Source organism: Paraburkholderia steynii (assembly GCF_900100565.1).
Taxonomy (GTDB): Bacteria; Pseudomonadota; Gammaproteobacteria; order Burkholderiales; family Burkholderiaceae; genus Paraburkholderia; species Paraburkholderia terrae.
Genome location: NZ_FNDI01000013.1, coordinates 140,542 through 157,494, shown reverse-complemented (window position 1 = coordinate 157,494; position 16,953 = coordinate 140,542). Strand labels below are relative to the sequence as shown.

The window sequence follows — 16,953 nt, the reverse complement described above, 5'->3', positions numbered from 1 at the left end:
TGCGTCATCACTCTCCGCCACGGTGTTCGGCCGCAGTGTGTCGCTGGAAATCAGATGCACGTTTTGTCCGGGTGAACGTCGTCTCTGTCCATTGAGGGGAACGCCCCTCAGGCTCTAAATTGGTGTCACCAAACCCACCGGGCGCTTGCGAGAAACAAGGCTACCTCGCGCGCCCGCCCCCGAACATACCGCCAGCGGAGCGGCATGTTCGGGTGGCTCTAGAGGAGACACCGCCATGGCCCATCAGATAACCCTCCGTTTTGAGGACGGAGTGACCCGCTTCATCGAATGCGAGGAGAGCGAGCGCGTCACCGATGCCGCCATTCGCGCCAGGATCAATATTCCACTCGATTGCCGTGATGGTGTGTGCGGCACCTGCAAAGCGGTCTGCGAGTCCGGCGAGTACGTTCTGGGCGACTGCGTCGAAGACGCGCTTAGCCCGGAGGAGGCGAGCGCCCGCAAGGTCCTCACCTGCCAGATGAGCCCACGTTCCGACTGCGTGATCCAGCTCGCCACGAACTCCGATGTCTCGGGTACGGGCCCGTCCTCCCACAGTGGACGGATCGTCGCCTGCCAACGAGCGTCGGACACCACGATCGCCTTCTCGGTCGAACTCGAGAACCGCGCAGATCTCAGCTTCCTTCCTGGGCAGTATGTCAACATCCGCGTACCCGGCACCGATCAGACACGGTCCTACTCCTTTAGCTCCGGGCCGTCCGAACCGCACCTGTCCTTCCTTGTGCGCAATGTGCGTCAAGGGATGATGTCGACCTGGCTCTGCGACACCGCCAAGGCAGGCGACCCAATCGAGTTTCGCGGCCCGATGGGAAGCTTCTACCTGCGCCCCATTGAGCGGCCGGTGCTGTTTCTGGCGGGTGGCACGGGTCTCGCGCCGTTCCTCTCGATGCTGGACAAGATCGTCGAAGACGGCGGCAGCCCGTATCCGATCCACATGATCCTGGGTGTGAACAGCGATGCTGATCTGGTCGGCATCGACCGGCTCGAAATCTATGCGCAGCGGCTGCCGAACTTCACCTATGCCTGCACCGTGGCCAGCCCCGACAGCGCCTATCCCAACAAGGGCTATGTGACCCACCACATCAGCGCCTCCCAGCTCAATGGCGGCGATGCGGACGTCTACCTCTGCGGCCCGCCGCCGATGGTCGATGCGGTACGCAGCTTCCTCTCGTCCGAAGGGCTGACGCCGCGCAATTTCTACTACGAGAAGTTCGCCGGCACCGGCCTGGTGGTCCAGACCGGCGAGGAGCGCATCGCGCCTGTCGATGTCGATGAAGCCTTCGACCTGCGCATGGTTCTCGAACTGGGGGCAGCACAGTTGACCATGGGCCGGCTGTCGAGCGAGCAATTGATCATCTTCCGCCAGCTCGCCGAGGCGACGGCGCAGTTCGTGTCCGGGCGACGCTTTACCGATGTTCCTCGCTACATCGAGGCAAACCACGCTTTCCACAAGTTCACGATCGAAGCTTCCGGAAACGCCCAGCTGATCGCGCTCTACCGGCAACTGACCGTGCAGGACTACATCGCTCGCGCGCTGACCGACCAGATCGAGATCGTCGGCGATATCGTCCAGCAGCACCGGGACATCGTCGCTGCCTTCGAACTGGGTGACCTGAACGCGGCGCGAGACGTGATCGCGCTGCATGCGCTCCATTCCAGGGCCACGATGAGCCGGGCGCTGGAGCATATGGCGATGGTCAAGACGACACCCGTGGTCGCAGCGCCCCCCTCTCTCCCGTCTGCTGTGCCGGAGAGCGCGCCGCAGGTCTGCCCGTTCACGGCCAAAACCCTTCCGTCCTATTCACACGAACTGGACTGGCCCGAGTGGCTGGAGCCGTTCAAGGTGGTCGACGACGGCTCGCAAGGCGACCCCTACGAGCACTACCGCTGGATGCGGGAGCATGCGCCGGTGCTGCGTTGCCAGTCGGCGACTTCGGACGTGTGGTTCCTCTCGCGCTATGACGACGTCTACCAGGCAATCCGCAACCCGAAGCTGTTTTCCTCCGAGGTCGTCAGCCCGCCACCGCTGACGTTCCTGACGCTGTTCGATGCGCCCGACCATTCGCGGTTGCGCAAGGTCGTCCAGCCGTCCTTCCTGCCGCTGGCGCTCGATCCTTTTATCGGGCAGATCGCGCAAAGGGCGGAGGATCTGCTCGACGCGATGATTGCCAAAGGCGGCGGTGATGTCGTCAACGATTTCGCCATCCCGCTCAGCATCTCGACCATCTCCACGATGATCGAGGTGCCGAACGAGGATGAGGAGAAGATGAAGTTCTGGTCGGACGAGACCTTTAGCTACTTCGGGCGCCTCGCCCGCAATGCGCCGGGGACGGGCACCGACGAGCAGAGCGCGCAGGCTTTCTTCGCTTACCTGAAGCAGGCGCTGGAGCGGCTTGCTCTCACCGACAGCCCGTCGATCGGCGGGCATATCGCGCGCATGTGGAAGGACGGGCTCCTTTCGGAAAAGGAAGCGAAGGAGTTGTGCGCCTTCGTCTTCATCGCCGGGCACGACACGACGACTATCCTTGTCGCCAACGCTTTTCGCATGTTCGCCGAACAGCCGGATCTGCTGGGACGTATCCGCGAAAACCCCGCCGACGCTGACCGTTTTGTCGAAGAGGTTGCGCGCTATCGTGGAACGGTCCAGCGCGTGAGCCGCATCACCACCGAGCCGACCACCGTCGCGGGCGTTGATCTGCCTAAGGGCGCGGTGGTGCGATTGCTGTTGTCGGCTGCGAATCGCGACAGCCGCAAGTTTGCCGGGGGTGAGACGTTCGACATCGACCGCGACTCCAGCGGCCACCTGGGTTTCGGCAACGGCATGCACAAATGCCTTGGCGCGCCGCTCGCCAAGCTGGAGACACTGATCGCGACGAAGGTTCTGGCCCGCAAGGTCGGCGACATAGCGTTCGATCCGGCAAAGCCGATCCAGTATGTGCGGGGCAACAATCTGACCAACTCCGGGCCCGAGCATATGTTCGTGAAGCTGGGTGGCTTGTCGGCCTGAATCGGATGTCGTGGGCGAGGTAGAGTCAGCCCGCTCTCCCCTTTTTAGACGGCAAGGATCGATCGTGAGCCGCAGAGCGGTATTCCGTTGGCCGGAGTCCCGTCTGCTTGCGAAAGAAACGACCGAAATAGGCCTCGTCCTGAAAGCCCAGTTCACTCGCGATCTGCTTCACGCTGAGCGTCGAATAACCGAGCAGCCTCTTGGCCTCATGGATCGAGCGTGCATCGATTGCCTCGATTGCCGAGACCCCGAAGGTGGCGCGGCAGATGCGGGAAAGCTGGCCGGTCGACACGCCCATCTCGTCGGCATAGCTGGCGACCGGCCGCCGCTCACGGCAATGGCGGTCAAGAAGCGCGCGGAACCGCTCGATCCGCGCGGCCATTGTCCGCTGCTCGGAACTGGCCGAAAGCCGGGCGCTCTCGCTGAGGCGCCCGATCTTGACGAACAGGGCGATCGTCAGTGCTGCGCCTGCGGTGAACTGCCAGCGCTCGTGGCTCTCGGCCTCGTGCCCGATCGACTGAAACAGGGTGTCCAGAGGTGTGCCGCGCTCGACGTCGGGATCGACCGACAGCACCGTCGGCGTGCGGATGAATTCCAGCAGTTCGGGCGCGGCCGTCATCGCCAGCGATTCCAGCGCAGACTGCGCGGCGGTGATGACGTGACCGTCGATGTCGCTCCGGAAGTGAAAGCCGTGGACCGAGCGCGCTGGCACGACGATCAGACATGGCGGTTCGACCGCCCAGGTCTTGCCGTCGATAAAGGTTTCGCCGCCCCCGGCAGTGACGTAGAGCACCTGGATCAGCGCATCGTGGACGTGCGGCTTGATGTCGAAGTCGAAACGGCCGGCACGCAGGGGAATGCGTTCGTAATGCACCATGTCGACCCAGGACTGGTCGGCTTCCGCGCCATAGAGCGCGAAATGCAGAACGGTCCGGCGGCGCTGTTGGTCATGGGCCATGATGCACGTTATGTCCTGCTATATGTGATCTCCAACCATTGTTTCACAGGCGCTTGAGGCGTTCAACGTACCGCTGTGACGCGTCGCTTCTGCCTCAAATCTCGCGTGAGTTAAACATTTCATTGTGTGGGTCCCTCTCATTCACCAGCCAGCGTCACGGCTTCATTGGTAGGGCTTTAGCGACGAACCTCAGGATCGTCAGACGGGATCGTTACTGTCGCATTGTGCTAACCGCCCGGCGGGTGCATGCTTGGTTTGGCCAGTGTGGTAGTACGCACATGACGGAACGCCTTCGCGATGCCACCTGTTGGCGTGGCGTTACAGAACACATCGAGCCTTGTCCATGATCACCCTCACCTGTTCCGAACTCGGGCTGTTACAACAAAGGCTCTGCGAGCGCCGTCGTGAGCTGCTGGCGACGCTGCGCGGCGAATACGGTGATCTCGCTGGAGCACGGCCGCCCGAAGAGTTGGGCCCCGAGTCGCATCCCGACGAGACCGCATCGCGCAAAGCGAGCGATCAGTTGCGCACTGCGCTCGCGCGGCACGAATTCGACGAACTGCAGCAGATCGACGCGGCGCTGGCTCGCGTCGCCGCCGGCCGCTACGGGGCATGCGTCGATTGCGGCGACCCGATCGGTTATGAACGCCTTGTCGCCGCGCCCTACACGGCCCGCTGCGTTTCATGCCAGACGGCATTCGAACAGCACCGCCCCATCCGTCAATAGGAAACACATCCGGTATGAAACGTCCGTTCAATCTCCGGGCCTGGTGCAACCCGGCATAGCCTGCGTGCGCAGACACTTCATTGGCATCCGGAAACCCGTCGGTGTGGTAAGTAAATGTCCTTAAGGTGAAGGACTAACGAACCTGAATGGCTTCGAACTCTTTGTCGTGCATGACCTCCGCGACGGAACGGCCGGTGCGCACTGCTGCAACCATGCCGTCCTGGCGACGCGCAATGCGCTCGCCAAGGTCCAGAACTTCGTCGATGCGGGCAGCGGGCGCAAAGACAGTGCCGCAACGGTCGGCAATCACGTAGTCATCTTCATGCACGGTCACACCCGCAATCTCGACGGGTCTTCCGGAGTCGACATGAACCACGCGGTGCGTGAAGATTTGCCGGCTTAGAAAGCAGTCTTCCGGGGCCACGTTTCCTTCGATGTCGACAAAGCTGATAACGCGCTCGTGCTCTTCGTGAGCAAGCATCAAGGACGTCAGTCCACCCATCGAATGACCCACGACGTGGAAGCGTTGCACCTGCAAGTGGTCGAGTACGGCACGCGCGGTCTCGACCAGAAACGGGATATCCTCGGCTGAGAGGTCGCTGCACACGCTCTCTCCACAACCCGGCGCATCGTAGGCGATGAACGGGCGCCCTGAAAACACCTTCAGACGCGCGATGTCCGCATAGTCTTCTTTGGTAGAGCCAAATCCGTGCAAGAAGAGAATTGGCTCTCTTGTGCCACTTCGGAAAATCGTCGAGATGCTCAAATTTGCGCCTCGAACGCGTAGTTCAAGCGTCTCTCTCTTTGTGTCGACCATGGATGCTCCAGAAGCTGCGAGAGCTGATTCTCGAGTTCTACAATTGCCACCGGACTGGGTTGGCATATGCATCATCGCTCGACACGGCTGATATTTGAATTCCCTAATTCGTATCGATGTGATACGAGCTATCTATTCGCGGAACGCGTTTTCAATCATCGGCCAGTCGCGGAACACTCGAAGAACTCGATAACGCGGTCGTTCGTCGCGTCCATCGAAGCAATCCTGCAATGCAACAAAGCCAATACGTGGATGGGTCTCATATGATCAATGACTTACAACCAGCGTACCAGTTCCAGATCAGGATCACCGTTTCCGAAGAACGGGCTGGCGCGCTACGCGGCGATCCGGCTGCGCAGTCTTACGCGCCGCTGCAGGACGTGTTGAAACGGCATCGCGCGGAATTGAAATGCCAGTTCGACGCATTCGCCGACTACGTCAAGGAAGCTGAAGAGGCCGGGACGGCTGCGTACCCGCTCTACGACTGGACGCGGCAGACCATCGAGAACCCGGAAAAGAAAGCGAAATACCTGCGCTCCTTCACCGTGTACGTGGAGGGCGAGCAGGTTTATGCAAGGGAGACAGCCGACTCGCTCGAAGCGGCGCTCTCATCGCTGGCGCTGGACGGCGCGTCGGGCATCGAGCGCGTCTTCAAGTACGACACGAATCCCGCCCATAACCCACAGCCGCCACAATCGGGCGGCAAGGCGCAATAGCCGGTCCGCCGCGTCCATCGTCTGAAGGACGCCAGCGAACCCGCCACCGCGGCCCGCACATCAAACCAGCGCGATTTCGACGTCGATATTGCCGCGCGTTGCCTTCGAATACGGGCACGTCTGGTGTGCCGCATCGACGATCTTCTGCGCGACATCAGCGCTCACGCCCGGCAGGCTCACGTTCAGACGCGCCTGCAAGAAGTAGCCGCCCTCGCCCGTGCCGAGGTCAACTTCAGCGTTGACATTGGTATCAGCGGGCAGCGTCACTTTCAGATCGCGCGCCGCCAGTCCCATTGCGCCGATGAAACACGCCGACCAGCCCGCCGCGAACAGTTGCTCGGGGTTCGTGCCCTTGCCGCTCGATCCCGGCGGCGAAAGCTGGATATCCAGCCGGCCGTCCGAGCTGCGCGCCGCGCCTTCGCGGCCGCCCGTGGTTTGCGTCTTGCCCGTGTACAGGACGTTGTCGATTCTTGCCATGACGTTCTCTCTCCTCTGCTCGCCGATTAGTGATGCTTGAAGGTGGACACGCCGAACTCGCTCGAAATGGTGCGGTGACCCGACTGAACGGTCTGGGTCGCTACGCCGCCCATGTCGTCGTTGACGGCGGCATTGCGGCCTGCGTCGGCGACGATGGCGCTCGGGCCTTGCTGTGAGACGGGCGCGCCTTGCAGCGGGTTGTAATGCGGCGCCGGGCCGTAGCCGCTCGCGAAGGCCGAAGTGGACGCTGCTACGCCAAGGGCAAACCAGACTGCGACTTTGAAGAACTTGTTCATGTTGAACTCCGCTAGGTGGAGGCACCCGCCTGAGGGCGCCATAACTTTAAAAATTCCGTGGATCACGTCTCTCCGACGTCACCCATCTCTTTTAACCGCACACGATTGCATCGCGTACGACACATTCTAGGCTCAAAATTTTTCCTGTCAAGCGCGATTTAATCGTGTGCGATGTATTTGTCGAGAAGAAAGCCGGGAATCCGGCTTGACGACGCGCCTGGCACGGAGCGTCAACGGGTGCGGCAAGCGCCGCCGCGCCCCGTCAGGCGTTGCTCAGTCCTGCTCGCTCACCGCCTTGATCAGGTTGTTGCGCAGCGTGACGATGGACTTTTGCATCTTCGAGAACTCGTCGGGCGCGAGGCCGCAAGCCTCCACCAGATCCATGCCGAACGCCTTTTCACGCAGCTTCCGGCCGGCCTTGGTCAGGCTGACGCGTACCTGGCGCTCGTCTTCCGGATCGCGCTGGCGCTCCAGATAGCCCATCCCTTCAAGCTTCTTGAGAATCGGCGTGAGCGTGTTCGATTCGAGAAACAGTTTTTCACCGAGACTGCTGACGGTCTGATGGTCCTCTTCCCACAGCGCAATCACGGTGATGTATTGCGTGTACGTGAGCCCCAGTTCTTCGAGAATCGGCTTGTAAGCCTTGCCGAATGCCAGGTTTGCCGAGTAAACGGCAAAGCACAGGAAGTCGGCGAGCTTCGGGTTCGTGTCTTCTGCCTTGGCGGTGGTCTTCATTTGCGTCCTCGTTGGCACGAGACGGATGTCTCTACAAGAACGCATTATACATCGTGTGCGATTTAATCGGAAATGCTTGACATGACACAAAGGTTGCGGGCTGGCGCCCGCCCGCTTCAATACACGTCCCGCACGTAGCGCCGGTCCTTGGTCATCGCGCCGACGTATTCTTCCGCGCGCTCCGCGCTCAGCCCGCCGTGCTGCGCGACCACTTCCTTCAACGCGGCATCGACGTCCTTCGCCATGCGGCTCGCGTCGCCGCACACGTAGAAGTGCGCGCCCTCTTCGAGCCACGCCCACAGTTGCGCGCCCTGCTCGCGCATCCGGTCCTGCACATAGACCTTGTCGGCCTGATCGCGCGAGAACGCCAGATCGAGGCGCGTCAGCAGACCGCTTTGCTGCATGCCTTCGAGTTCGTCGCGATAGTAGAAGTCGGTTGCCGCATGCTGTTCGCCGAAGAACAGCCAGTTGCGCCCTGTCGCGCCGCGTGCGCTGCGCTCGTGCAGGAAGCCGCGAAACGGCGCGACGCCCGTGCCCGGCCCGACCATGATCATCGGCGTGTCGCCGCTGCGCGGCGGACGGAAATGCGCGGACTTTTGCACGAAAACAGGCACGCTGACGTCGTGCGCGCGATCCGCGAGAAACGTCGACGACACGCCTTTGCGGTTGCGCCTGCCGTTGTTGTAGCGCACGGCGGCCACCGTCAGATGAACCTCGCCCGCATGCGCCTTCGGGCTCGATGCGATCGAATAAAGCCGCGGCTGCAGACGCTTGAGGACACCGAGCAACTCGCTAGCCGACAGATCGGCGGGAAACTCGTGGAGCACGTCGGCAAGCTGCTGGCCCCACAGCCATTGTTTCAGATCGGCTTTGCGCTCGTCGGCGAGCAGCTTCGCGAGCGCATCGTTACGGCTGCGCGATGCGATCAGTTGCAGCGCTTCCACGCTCGGCCGCGCGATTTCATAGTGCCGCGCCAATGCCTCGGCGATCCGCATGTCGCCGACGCCCGTCACATGCACCGACGCATCCGCCTTCACGCCCGACAGATCGATCAGTTCGTCGACGAGTTCAGGGCAGTTTTTCGGCCACACGCCGAGCGCATCGCCCGCTTCGTATTCGAGGTTCGAATCGCCGATTGCCAGCGAGAAGTAGCGCGTGTCCTTCGTGCCATTGCGATTGAGGCGCAGGTTGTCGACGAGCCGCGACTGGGCGGGACTCGCCTTCGACGGCGTCGCGCCCGGCAGCACGGCGGGAATCACGCCTTGCGCGGGCACTTCGTATAGCAACGCGTCGTCGGCCTTGATCTTCGCGATCACGGCTTCAAGCCACTTGTCGGCGGCCGGCTGAAAATCCGTGTCGCAATCGACGCGCGCATGCAGCCGCTTTGCGCCCAGCTCGGCGAAGCGATCGTCGAGCTTGCGGCCGTGGCCGCAGAACTGGTCGTAGCTGGGGTCGCCGAATCCGAGCACAGCGTATTGCTGATCGACGAGGCGCGGCGCGCTGTCGGCCTGCAATGCGTTCCAGAAGCTCTGGCCGTTGTCAGGCGCGTCGCCGTCGCCGAACGTGCTCGTCATCAGCAGCACGTACTTGCTCTGCGCGAGCGCGGCGACGGGCATGTCCGCCATGCACGACATGCGGATCTCGAAGCCGGATTCCATCAGTTGCGTTGCGTATTGCTCGGTCAGCGATTCGATGTTGCCCGTCTGCGATGCCCACAACAGCGCGACCTTGGGCCGTGCGTGCGCGATGCGCACGGCAGGCCCGCCGACTGCTGCGGGTTGCGTAACGGACGTCAGCGCCATGCCGGATTCCGGCGCACGACTGAAGAGACCCGCGAGCATGCCGTCGAACCAGAGCCGCGCATTCGCCGACAGCGGCGCATTTGCAGGCAACGCGGGCACGCCCCGTGCCTCGCCCTGCGACGAACGCAAGCCGCTGATAAAACCCGCCATGTAGAGCCGCGCCGTGTCGTCCAGCGTCGGCGCGGGCGTGTCGGTGATGCCGAGCATGGCGGCGAGAGCGTCGATACGGGACATATCCAGTTCCTGTGGCTGACTGCTCATCGCGATGGGCATTTCTTTCGCGACGGCGGGTGCTGCTTCACTATCGTGTGGCAGGGCTTCGACGACATCGGCTTCGACGCGCGCCAGCGCTACCGCGCAGAATTTCAGCTCGGGCTGCTGCGAGATCGCATCGATTGCGTCACTCGTTACCGCGTTGATGCACAGGTCGTCGCCGTACACGTCGTTCCAGTGCATCGGCGCAAAGCAGTTGCCGGGACGCACGCGCTCGGTGACCACGGCGGGCAGTACAGCGCGTCCCCGGCTCGAGCGTACTTCGACGCGGTCCTTGTCGCGCACGCCAAGCGACGCGGCATCTTCCGGATGCAGTTCGACGAAGGGCGCAGGGTTCAGCCGGTTGAGCATCGGCACCTTGCCCGTCTTCGTCATCGTGTGCCATTGATGTTGCAGGCGACCCGTGTTCAGCACGATGGGAAATTCCACTCCAGGCATCTCGGCGGGATCGACATGTGGGCGCGCGAAGAACATCGCCTTGCCGCTCGCGGTCGGAAACACGAGCGCGGGGCGCGTGCCGTCGGGCAGCACTTTCAGCGTCTGGCTCACGCCGTCGTTGAGATAGCGCAGCGGGTTGCGGTCGGATGCGGCATCGGGCGCGCACGGCCATTGCAGCGACGTTTCGCGCAGGCGCGCATGGCTCGCGCCGCGCAGGTCGTAGCCCGTTTTCGGATTCGACACGCGCGCGATTTCATCGAACACCTCGGCCGCCGACGCATACGTGAACGCATCCGCAAACCCCATCTCGCACGCGACGCGCGCAATGATCTGCCAGTCGGCGAGTGCGGCGCCGGGCGGATCGATGGCCTTCTGCATCAGCGTCAGGTTGCGCTCGGAGTTGATCATCACGCCTTCCGCCTCGGCCCACAGCGCGCCGGGCAGCAAGACGTCGGCGTAGCGGTTGGTCTCCGTGTCGAGGAACGCGTCCTGCGCGATCACCAATTCAGCAGCCTGCAATCCGGCAATCACGTTCTGCCGGTTTGCGACGCTCGCCACCGGGTTCGTGCAGATGATCCAGCACGCCTTGATGTCGCCTGCCGCCATGCGCGAGAACATGTCGACAGTGCCGCTGCCGAGCTTCGTCTTGAGCGTGCCGCGCGGCACTTGCCACAGGTCTTCGATGAACGCGCGGTCTTCTTCGACCAGCACCGAGCGCTGGCCCGGCAGGCCCGGACCCATGTAACCCATCTCACGCCCGCCCATCGCATTCGGCTGACCCGTCAGCGAGAACGGGCCGCTGCCGGGACGGCAGATCTTGCCCGTCGCCAGATGCAGATTGCAGATCGCGTTCGTGTTCCAGGTGCCATGCGTGCTCTGGTTCAGGCCCATCGTCCAGCAACTGATCCACTCGGGCGCATCGCCGATCCATTGCGCGGCCTGGCGGATGTCGGCCTCGGGAATGCCCGTGAGCGCGGCGACTTTCTCCGGCGTGTAGTCGTCGAGGAACGCGGGCATCGTGTCCCAGCCTTCCGTGAACTCGCCGATGAAGCCTGCGTCGGTACGGCCATTTTTATGCAGCAGATGCAGCAGGCCATTGAGCAGCGCGAGATCGGTGCCCGGCTTGATCTGCATGAACAGATTCGCCTTGTCCGCCGTCGTGTTGCGGCGCGGATCGACGACGATCAGCTTCGCGCCCGCCTTCACGCGATCCATCATGCGCAGAAAGAGGATCGGGTGACAGTCGGCCATGTTCGCGCCGATCACGAAGAACAGATTGGCCTTGTCGAAATCCTGATACGAGCCGGGCGGGCCGTCCGCGCCCAGCGACAGCTTGTAGCCGCTACCCGCGCTTGCCATGCACAGCCGCGAGTTCGACTCGATGTTGTTGGTGCCGATGAAGCCCTTCGCGAGCTTGTTCACGAGGTACTGCGCCTCGATCGACATCTGCCCCGACACGTAGAACGACAGCGCATCGGGACCGTGCTCGTCGAGAATCGCGCGCAGACGGCGGGCGGTGTCGGGAATCGCGAGATCGGCGGGAACGGGGATTGGATCGGCGTCGCGCGTGCGCCGCTCGAACGCGCTTTCAAGGCGGCCCGACTTGCGCAGCGCGACGTGCGCCGACTGACCTTTCGTGCAGAGACGCCCGTAGTTGGTCGGGTGATCCTTGTCGCCGGAAATCTTGACGACCTGCCCTTCCTCGACGTGCAGCACCATGCCGCAACCGACGCCGCAGTAAGGACAAACCGTCTTGATGTTCTCGCACGCCATCGTCAGAGCCCGTTCAGTAGATTACGCCGACACCCACACGTGTCCGTCTTCGACGCGCGCCGCGAACGCGCTGACCGACTTGTCGGGCGCTTCGAGGCATTCGCCCGTGCGCAGATCGAAGTGATGCTTGTAGATCGGCGAAGCGACCACGATGCGATCGCCGAGGCTGCCGATCAGTCCGCGCGACAGCACGGCCGCCTGTGATGCCGGGTCGAAGTTGTCGATGGCGTACACGCCGCCGCGCTCGCCTTCGACGCGAAACACGGCGACCTGCTCGCCATTGACGAGCGCGCAGACGCCCGTGTTCGGCACGATGTCGTCGAGCGTGCAGATGGACGTCCAGGTGGTCGGCAAACGGTCGTTGTTCATGTCGATCTCCGTTCTATCGTTGAGTGAATGGCGTGGGTGCCTGGATTAAACCGTTTCGGCCGGTTCTGTCGACTGCTCGACGACGACAGGAATGCGCACGGGCCGTTGGCGCTCTTCGGGCATGGCGGGCCGGATCTGGCCGCGCGTCGGGACGAAGCTGACGTTGTCGTCGGCGCTGTCGCTGTTGACGAAGTGACGGAAGCGCTTGCGCGTTTCGGGGTCCGTGACGGCTTTCTTCCACTCGCATTCGTACGTGTCGACCACGTGCTGCATTTCCTCTTCGAGTTCCGCCGCGATGCCGAGCTTGTCGTTGATGACAACATCGCGCAGATAATCCAGTCCGCCTTCGAGGTTCTCGCGCCACACGCTGGTGCGTTGCAGCCGGTCCGCCGTGCGCACGTAAAACATCAGGAAGCGGTCGATATAGCGGACCAGCGTTTCGCGGTCCAGATCCGAAGCGATCAGTTCGGCATGGCGCGGCTTCATCCCGCCGTTGCCGCACACGTAGAGATTCCAGCCCTTTTCCGTCGCGATGATGCCGACGTCCTTGCTTTGCGCCTCCGCGCACTCGCGCGTGCAGCCCGACACCGCGAACTTGATCTTGTGCGGCGAGCGCAGACCCTTGTAGCGGTTCTCGATATCGATCGCGAGGCCAACGGAGTCGTCCACGCCATAACGGCACCATGTCGAGCCCACGCACGATTTCACCGTGCGCAGCGACTTGCCGTACGCATGGCCCGATTCGAAACCGGCGGCGATCAGCTCTTCCCAGATCAACGGCAACTGCTCGACGCGCGCGCCGAACAGATCGACGCGCTGCCCGCCCGTGACCTTCGTATAAAGACCGTATTTCTTCGCCACCTGGCCGACGGCGATCAAACCGTCCGGCGTCACTTCGCCGCCCGGCATGCGCGGCACAACGGAATATGTGCCGTCGCGCTGGATGTTCGCGAGGTAATAGTCGTTCGTGTCCTGCAGGCTGGCGTGCTCTTTCTTCAGCACGAACTCGTTCCAGCACGACGCGAGAATGCCGGCGACGGCGGGCTTGCAGATATCGCAGCCAAGGCCGTGGCCATGCTTGTTCAGCAGCGCGCCGAAGGTCTCGATGCGCTCGACGCGAACGATGTGATACAGCTCCTGGCGCGAAAACGGAAAGTGCTCGCACAGATGATTGTTGACGGCGAGACCCTGCTTCTTCATCTCGGCCTTCATCACCTGCGTGACGAGCGGCACGCAGCCGCCGCATGCCGTGCCCGCCTTTGTCGCGCTCTTGACGTCGCCGATGGTCGTCGCGCCCGCGCAAACGGCTGCGCAGATCGCGCCCTTCGAGATGTTGTTGCACGAACAGATCTGCGCGCTCTCGGGCAACGCATCGACGCCGAGTGCGGGCTTCGCGTTGCCGTCCGCTTGCGGCAGGATCAGGAATTCCGGCGACTCCGGCAACTGAATGCGGTTCAGCATCATCTGCAGCAGCGTGCCGTATTCGCTCGCGTCACCGACCATCACGCCGCCGAGCAGAAACTTGCCACAGTCGGACACGACGAGTTTCTTGTAGACCTGCTTGCGCTCGTCGCTGAACTGATACGTGCGGCTGCCCGCCGTCGCCGCGTGCGCGTCGCCAAGGCTAGCCACATCGACGCCCATCAGCTTGAGCTTCGTGCTCATGTCGGCGCCCGCAAACGCGGCCTCCTGTTCGCCGAGCAACTGCTTCGCCGTCACGCGTGCCATCTCATAGCCCGGCGCAACGAGGCCAAAAATCTGGCCGTTCCACAGTGCGCATTCGCCGATCGCATAGATGTCGGCATCGCTCGTGCGACAGTGGTTGTCGATCACGATGCCGCCGCGCGGGCCGACCGCGAGGCCGCTGACGCGCGCGATCTCGTCGCGCGGACGGATGCCGGCGGAGAACACGATCATGTCGGTGTCGAGGTGGCTGCCGTCGGCGAACTGCATGCGGTGCGTGCCGTCTTCGCCGTCGACGATTTCCAGCGTGTTCTTCTGCGTATGCACGGTCACGCCGAGTTCTTCGATCTTGCCGCGCAACACTTTGCCGCCGCCGTCGTCGACCTGGACCGCCATCAGACGCGGTGCGAATTCGACGACATGCGTTTCGAGGCCCAGGTCGCGCAATGCTTTCGCGCATTCCAGACCGAGCAGACCGCCGCCGATCACGACACCCGTCTTCGAGCGCGCGCCGCATTCCTGCATCGCTTCGAGGTCTTCGATCGTGCGATAGACGAAGCAGTCCTTGCGGTCCTTACCCGGCACGGGCGGCACGAACGCATACGAGCCGCTGGCGATCACGAGCTTGTCGTACGAAAGCGTTTCGCCCGTCGAGGTCGTCACCGTGTGCGCGTCGCGATCGATCGATACGGCCTTCGCGTTCAGGCGCAGCACCATGTCGTCGCGATCGAAGAAGCCGGGCGCGACCAGCGACAGGTCGTCGGCGGACTTGCCCGAGAAAAACTCCGACAGATGCACGCGATCGTAGGCGGGACGCGGCTCTTCGCACAGCACGGTGATGTCGAGGCGCGCCGTGGCTTGTTCCGCGAGGCATTCGAGCAGTTTGTGGCCGACCATGCCGTGGCCGATAACGATGACTTTCATGTCGCCGATCCTGTCAGAGAGGGGATTCATTGATTTAATTCGTTGCGCCGAGTGCGGCATCGCGTGTGGTGTGTTCGGCGGAGAAGCGCACGGCGATCGCGCAGATCGCGGACGCGCTGACGAAGCCGCCGAGCGTCAACAGCGTTTGATGCAGGTCGCCCATGCCCTTAGCCAGAAAGCCCGCTGCCACTGCGCCGACATTGCCGCCCGCGCCGACGATTCCCGCCACGCCGCCGAGCGCCTTGCGATCGATGAACGGCACGAGCGCGTAGGTCGCGCCGCACGCCATGTGCGTGAAGAGGCCGAACAGCAACATCGCGATCACCGCGAGCGCCGCGTGGTTTGCCTGCGAGAACAGCAGCAGGCCGACGCCTTCGCCGGCGATCAGCGCGAATAGCAGCATCGAGCGCGCCGACAGTCCACGGCGCTTCGCGCCCCAGTCCGACAACAGGCCGCCGAGCGGACGCGCGAAGATTGCGAGCAAACCGAAGCTACCCGCCGCGAGGCCGGCGTCGCGCAGCGACAGCTGGAAGTGATCGACGTAGTAGATGGCCGCGACGTTGTGGATGAACACCTCGACGCCGAAGCATGCGGCGTAGGTGACGAACAGCATCCACACGCGATAGTTGCGCGAAGCCGCGAGCAGGCTCGCCCAGCCGCCTTTCTTGCCGCTATCGATGACTATGCCGCGTGCGCGCAGTTCCGTGAAATTGCCTTGCGGGCAGTCCTGCGTGAAGCGCCAGTAGAGCGCGGCCATGATGGGCATCGCGATGCCCGGCAGCACGAGCGTCAGACGCCAGGCGTCGGAGTTGCTCGCGCCCAGCGCGACGGCGCCGGCGAGCAGCAGCGGCACGAGCATCTGTGCGGCGCCTGCACCTGCATTGCCCCAGCCTGCGCTCGTCGCGTTCGCCGTGCCGACTACGTTAGGCGCGAACATCACCGACGTGTGATATTGCGTGATCACGAAGCTCGCGCCGACTGCGCCGATGCCGAGCCGGCACAACAGGAACGCGGTATAGCTATGCGCGAGCGCCGCGCCAAGCACGGGCAGCGCGCCGACCATCATCAACGCGACGTAGACCTTGCGCGGGCCGAAACGGTCACACATCGGACCGACGATCAGACGCACGAGAATCGTGATTGCGACGGCGGCGATGTTGATGTTCGCGACCTGATCCGCCGTGAGGTGGAACTCCTGCTTGATGAGCGGCATCAACGGCGCGCACGCGAACCACGCGAAAAAGCAGACGAAGAACGCCATCCACGCGAAGTGGAAGGCGCGCATGGCGGGCGTGCGCCAGTTCAGCAGATCGATCGATGTGGCTTTGTCGGTCATGTTCCAGGCCTGTAAACGACTACGGCGTCCCGCGAATCGGGTGCGAGACCAGATTCAGGGGACGCCGTTGTCCAAAATTCATCGGTACTTGGGGGATGCTGCTTTGCGGCTCGTCGTTGAGCCGCGATGTGGGGTTTACCGCAAGGTGTGTGCCATGCGGGCTATTGATGGCGCGGAGGCTTTGCTGGCTTGGGTTTGCGGGTGGTTTACGGGTTGTATCGCGAGCTTGTCCGCTGATTCATGGTGAGGCTCGCCGGCACTTTGCTGGTGCAGCGCAGCACTGTGGGCGTGCGTGGGTGTAGCGCGGATGTGGTGCGGATTTCGTCGGTTGCGGGACAACGGAGTGTCGCGTTGTTTGCGCTTCGTGAGCGCCGCGCGAGCATTTGCTGTTTGACAGATGCGTTGGCCACTGCTGCCAGTTTTCGTGCTCCGCAAACGAGGAACACGAACGAAGCGAAGAAAATCTTTCGCCGCGCGATAAGGGGATTGATGCGCTAGTCGCGCGGCAATAGAGGCCCGCTTGACAATCGCGCAATCGATGCTTGAACGGCACAAGAACTGGCTGCGCGAGCAGGGCGAGTTGATAAGCGCGGCCGTGCAACTG

The 16,953-nt window shown here is 63.0% G+C and carries 12 protein-coding genes; 3 read left to right on the top strand and 9 right to left on the bottom strand.

Annotated elements, in window-relative coordinates; genetic code table 11:
• Positions 1–235 precede the first annotated feature (235 nt).
• Complete coding sequence (benC, locus tag BLT65_RS23455) at positions 236–3,025, top strand: benzoate 1,2-dioxygenase electron transfer component BenC (protein WP_091781503.1); 2,790 nt, start codon at positions 236–238, stop codon at positions 3,023–3,025.
• A 25-nt stretch (positions 3,026–3,050) separates the two neighbouring features.
• Here benC and BLT65_RS23450 read toward each other — a convergent pair whose 3' ends face one another.
• The gene (locus tag BLT65_RS23450) at positions 3,051–3,983 is read right to left on the bottom strand and encodes a helix-turn-helix domain-containing protein (protein ID WP_091781500.1); all 933 of its coding nucleotides are present in this window, start codon (positions 3,981–3,983) and stop codon (positions 3,051–3,053) included.
• 343 nt (positions 3,984–4,326) lie between these two features.
• Between BLT65_RS23450 and BLT65_RS23445 the strand changes: the two genes are divergently transcribed.
• Positions 4,327–4,710, top strand: a complete 384-nt coding sequence (locus BLT65_RS23445) for a TraR/DksA family transcriptional regulator (protein ID WP_091781497.1) — start codon at positions 4,327–4,329, stop codon at positions 4,708–4,710.
• A 133-nt stretch (positions 4,711–4,843) separates the two neighbouring features.
• On the opposite strand, the gene BLT65_RS47975 is transcribed toward BLT65_RS23445, so the two are convergent.
• Positions 4,844–5,527: an alpha/beta fold hydrolase gene (locus BLT65_RS47975; RefSeq protein WP_244186566.1), complete on the bottom strand. Its 684-nt coding sequence runs from the start codon at positions 5,525–5,527 to the stop codon at positions 4,844–4,846.
• 263 nt (positions 5,528–5,790) lie between these two features.
• On the opposite strand from BLT65_RS47975, the gene BLT65_RS23425 reads away from it, so the two are divergent.
• Positions 5,791–6,243 (top strand): hypothetical protein, encoded by a 453-nt coding sequence (locus BLT65_RS23425; RefSeq protein WP_091781491.1) that lies wholly within the window; start codon positions 5,791–5,793, stop codon positions 6,241–6,243.
• 60 nt (positions 6,244–6,303) lie between these two features.
• Here BLT65_RS23425 and BLT65_RS23420 read toward each other — a convergent pair whose 3' ends face one another.
• From BLT65_RS23420 to BLT65_RS23390, 7 genes are all read right to left on the bottom strand, one after another.
• On the bottom strand, positions 6,304–6,720 hold the full coding sequence (locus tag BLT65_RS23420) for an organic hydroperoxide resistance protein (protein WP_091781488.1): 417 nt from the start codon (positions 6,718–6,720) through the stop codon (positions 6,304–6,306).
• Positions 6,721–6,746: 26 nt separating this feature from the next.
• Positions 6,747–7,016, bottom strand: a complete 270-nt coding sequence (locus BLT65_RS23415) for a hypothetical protein (RefSeq protein WP_042305533.1) — start codon at positions 7,014–7,016, stop codon at positions 6,747–6,749.
• Positions 7,017–7,289: 273 nt separating this feature from the next.
• Positions 7,290–7,751 (bottom strand): MarR family winged helix-turn-helix transcriptional regulator, encoded by a 462-nt coding sequence (locus tag BLT65_RS23410; RefSeq protein ID WP_042305532.1) that lies wholly within the window; start codon positions 7,749–7,751, stop codon positions 7,290–7,292.
• A 116-nt stretch (positions 7,752–7,867) separates the two neighbouring features.
• Entirely contained in the window at positions 7,868–12,037 is a 4,170-nt protein-coding gene (locus BLT65_RS23405; RefSeq protein ID WP_091781485.1) for a sulfite reductase subunit alpha, read from the bottom strand.
• Positions 12,038–12,058: 21 nt separating this feature from the next.
• The gene (gene nirD / locus BLT65_RS23400) at positions 12,059–12,406 is read right to left on the bottom strand and encodes a nitrite reductase small subunit NirD (RefSeq protein WP_007588800.1); all 348 of its coding nucleotides are present in this window, start codon (positions 12,404–12,406) and stop codon (positions 12,059–12,061) included.
• 45 nt (positions 12,407–12,451) lie between these two features.
• On the bottom strand, positions 12,452–15,013 hold the full coding sequence (nirB, locus tag BLT65_RS23395; RefSeq protein ID WP_091781482.1) for a nitrite reductase large subunit NirB: 2,562 nt from the start codon (positions 15,011–15,013) through the stop codon (positions 12,452–12,454).
• 34 nt (positions 15,014–15,047) lie between these two features.
• Positions 15,048–16,349 (bottom strand): MFS transporter, encoded by a 1,302-nt coding sequence (locus BLT65_RS23390; RefSeq protein WP_091781479.1) that lies wholly within the window; start codon positions 16,347–16,349, stop codon positions 15,048–15,050.
• Positions 16,350–16,953 lie beyond the last annotated feature (604 nt).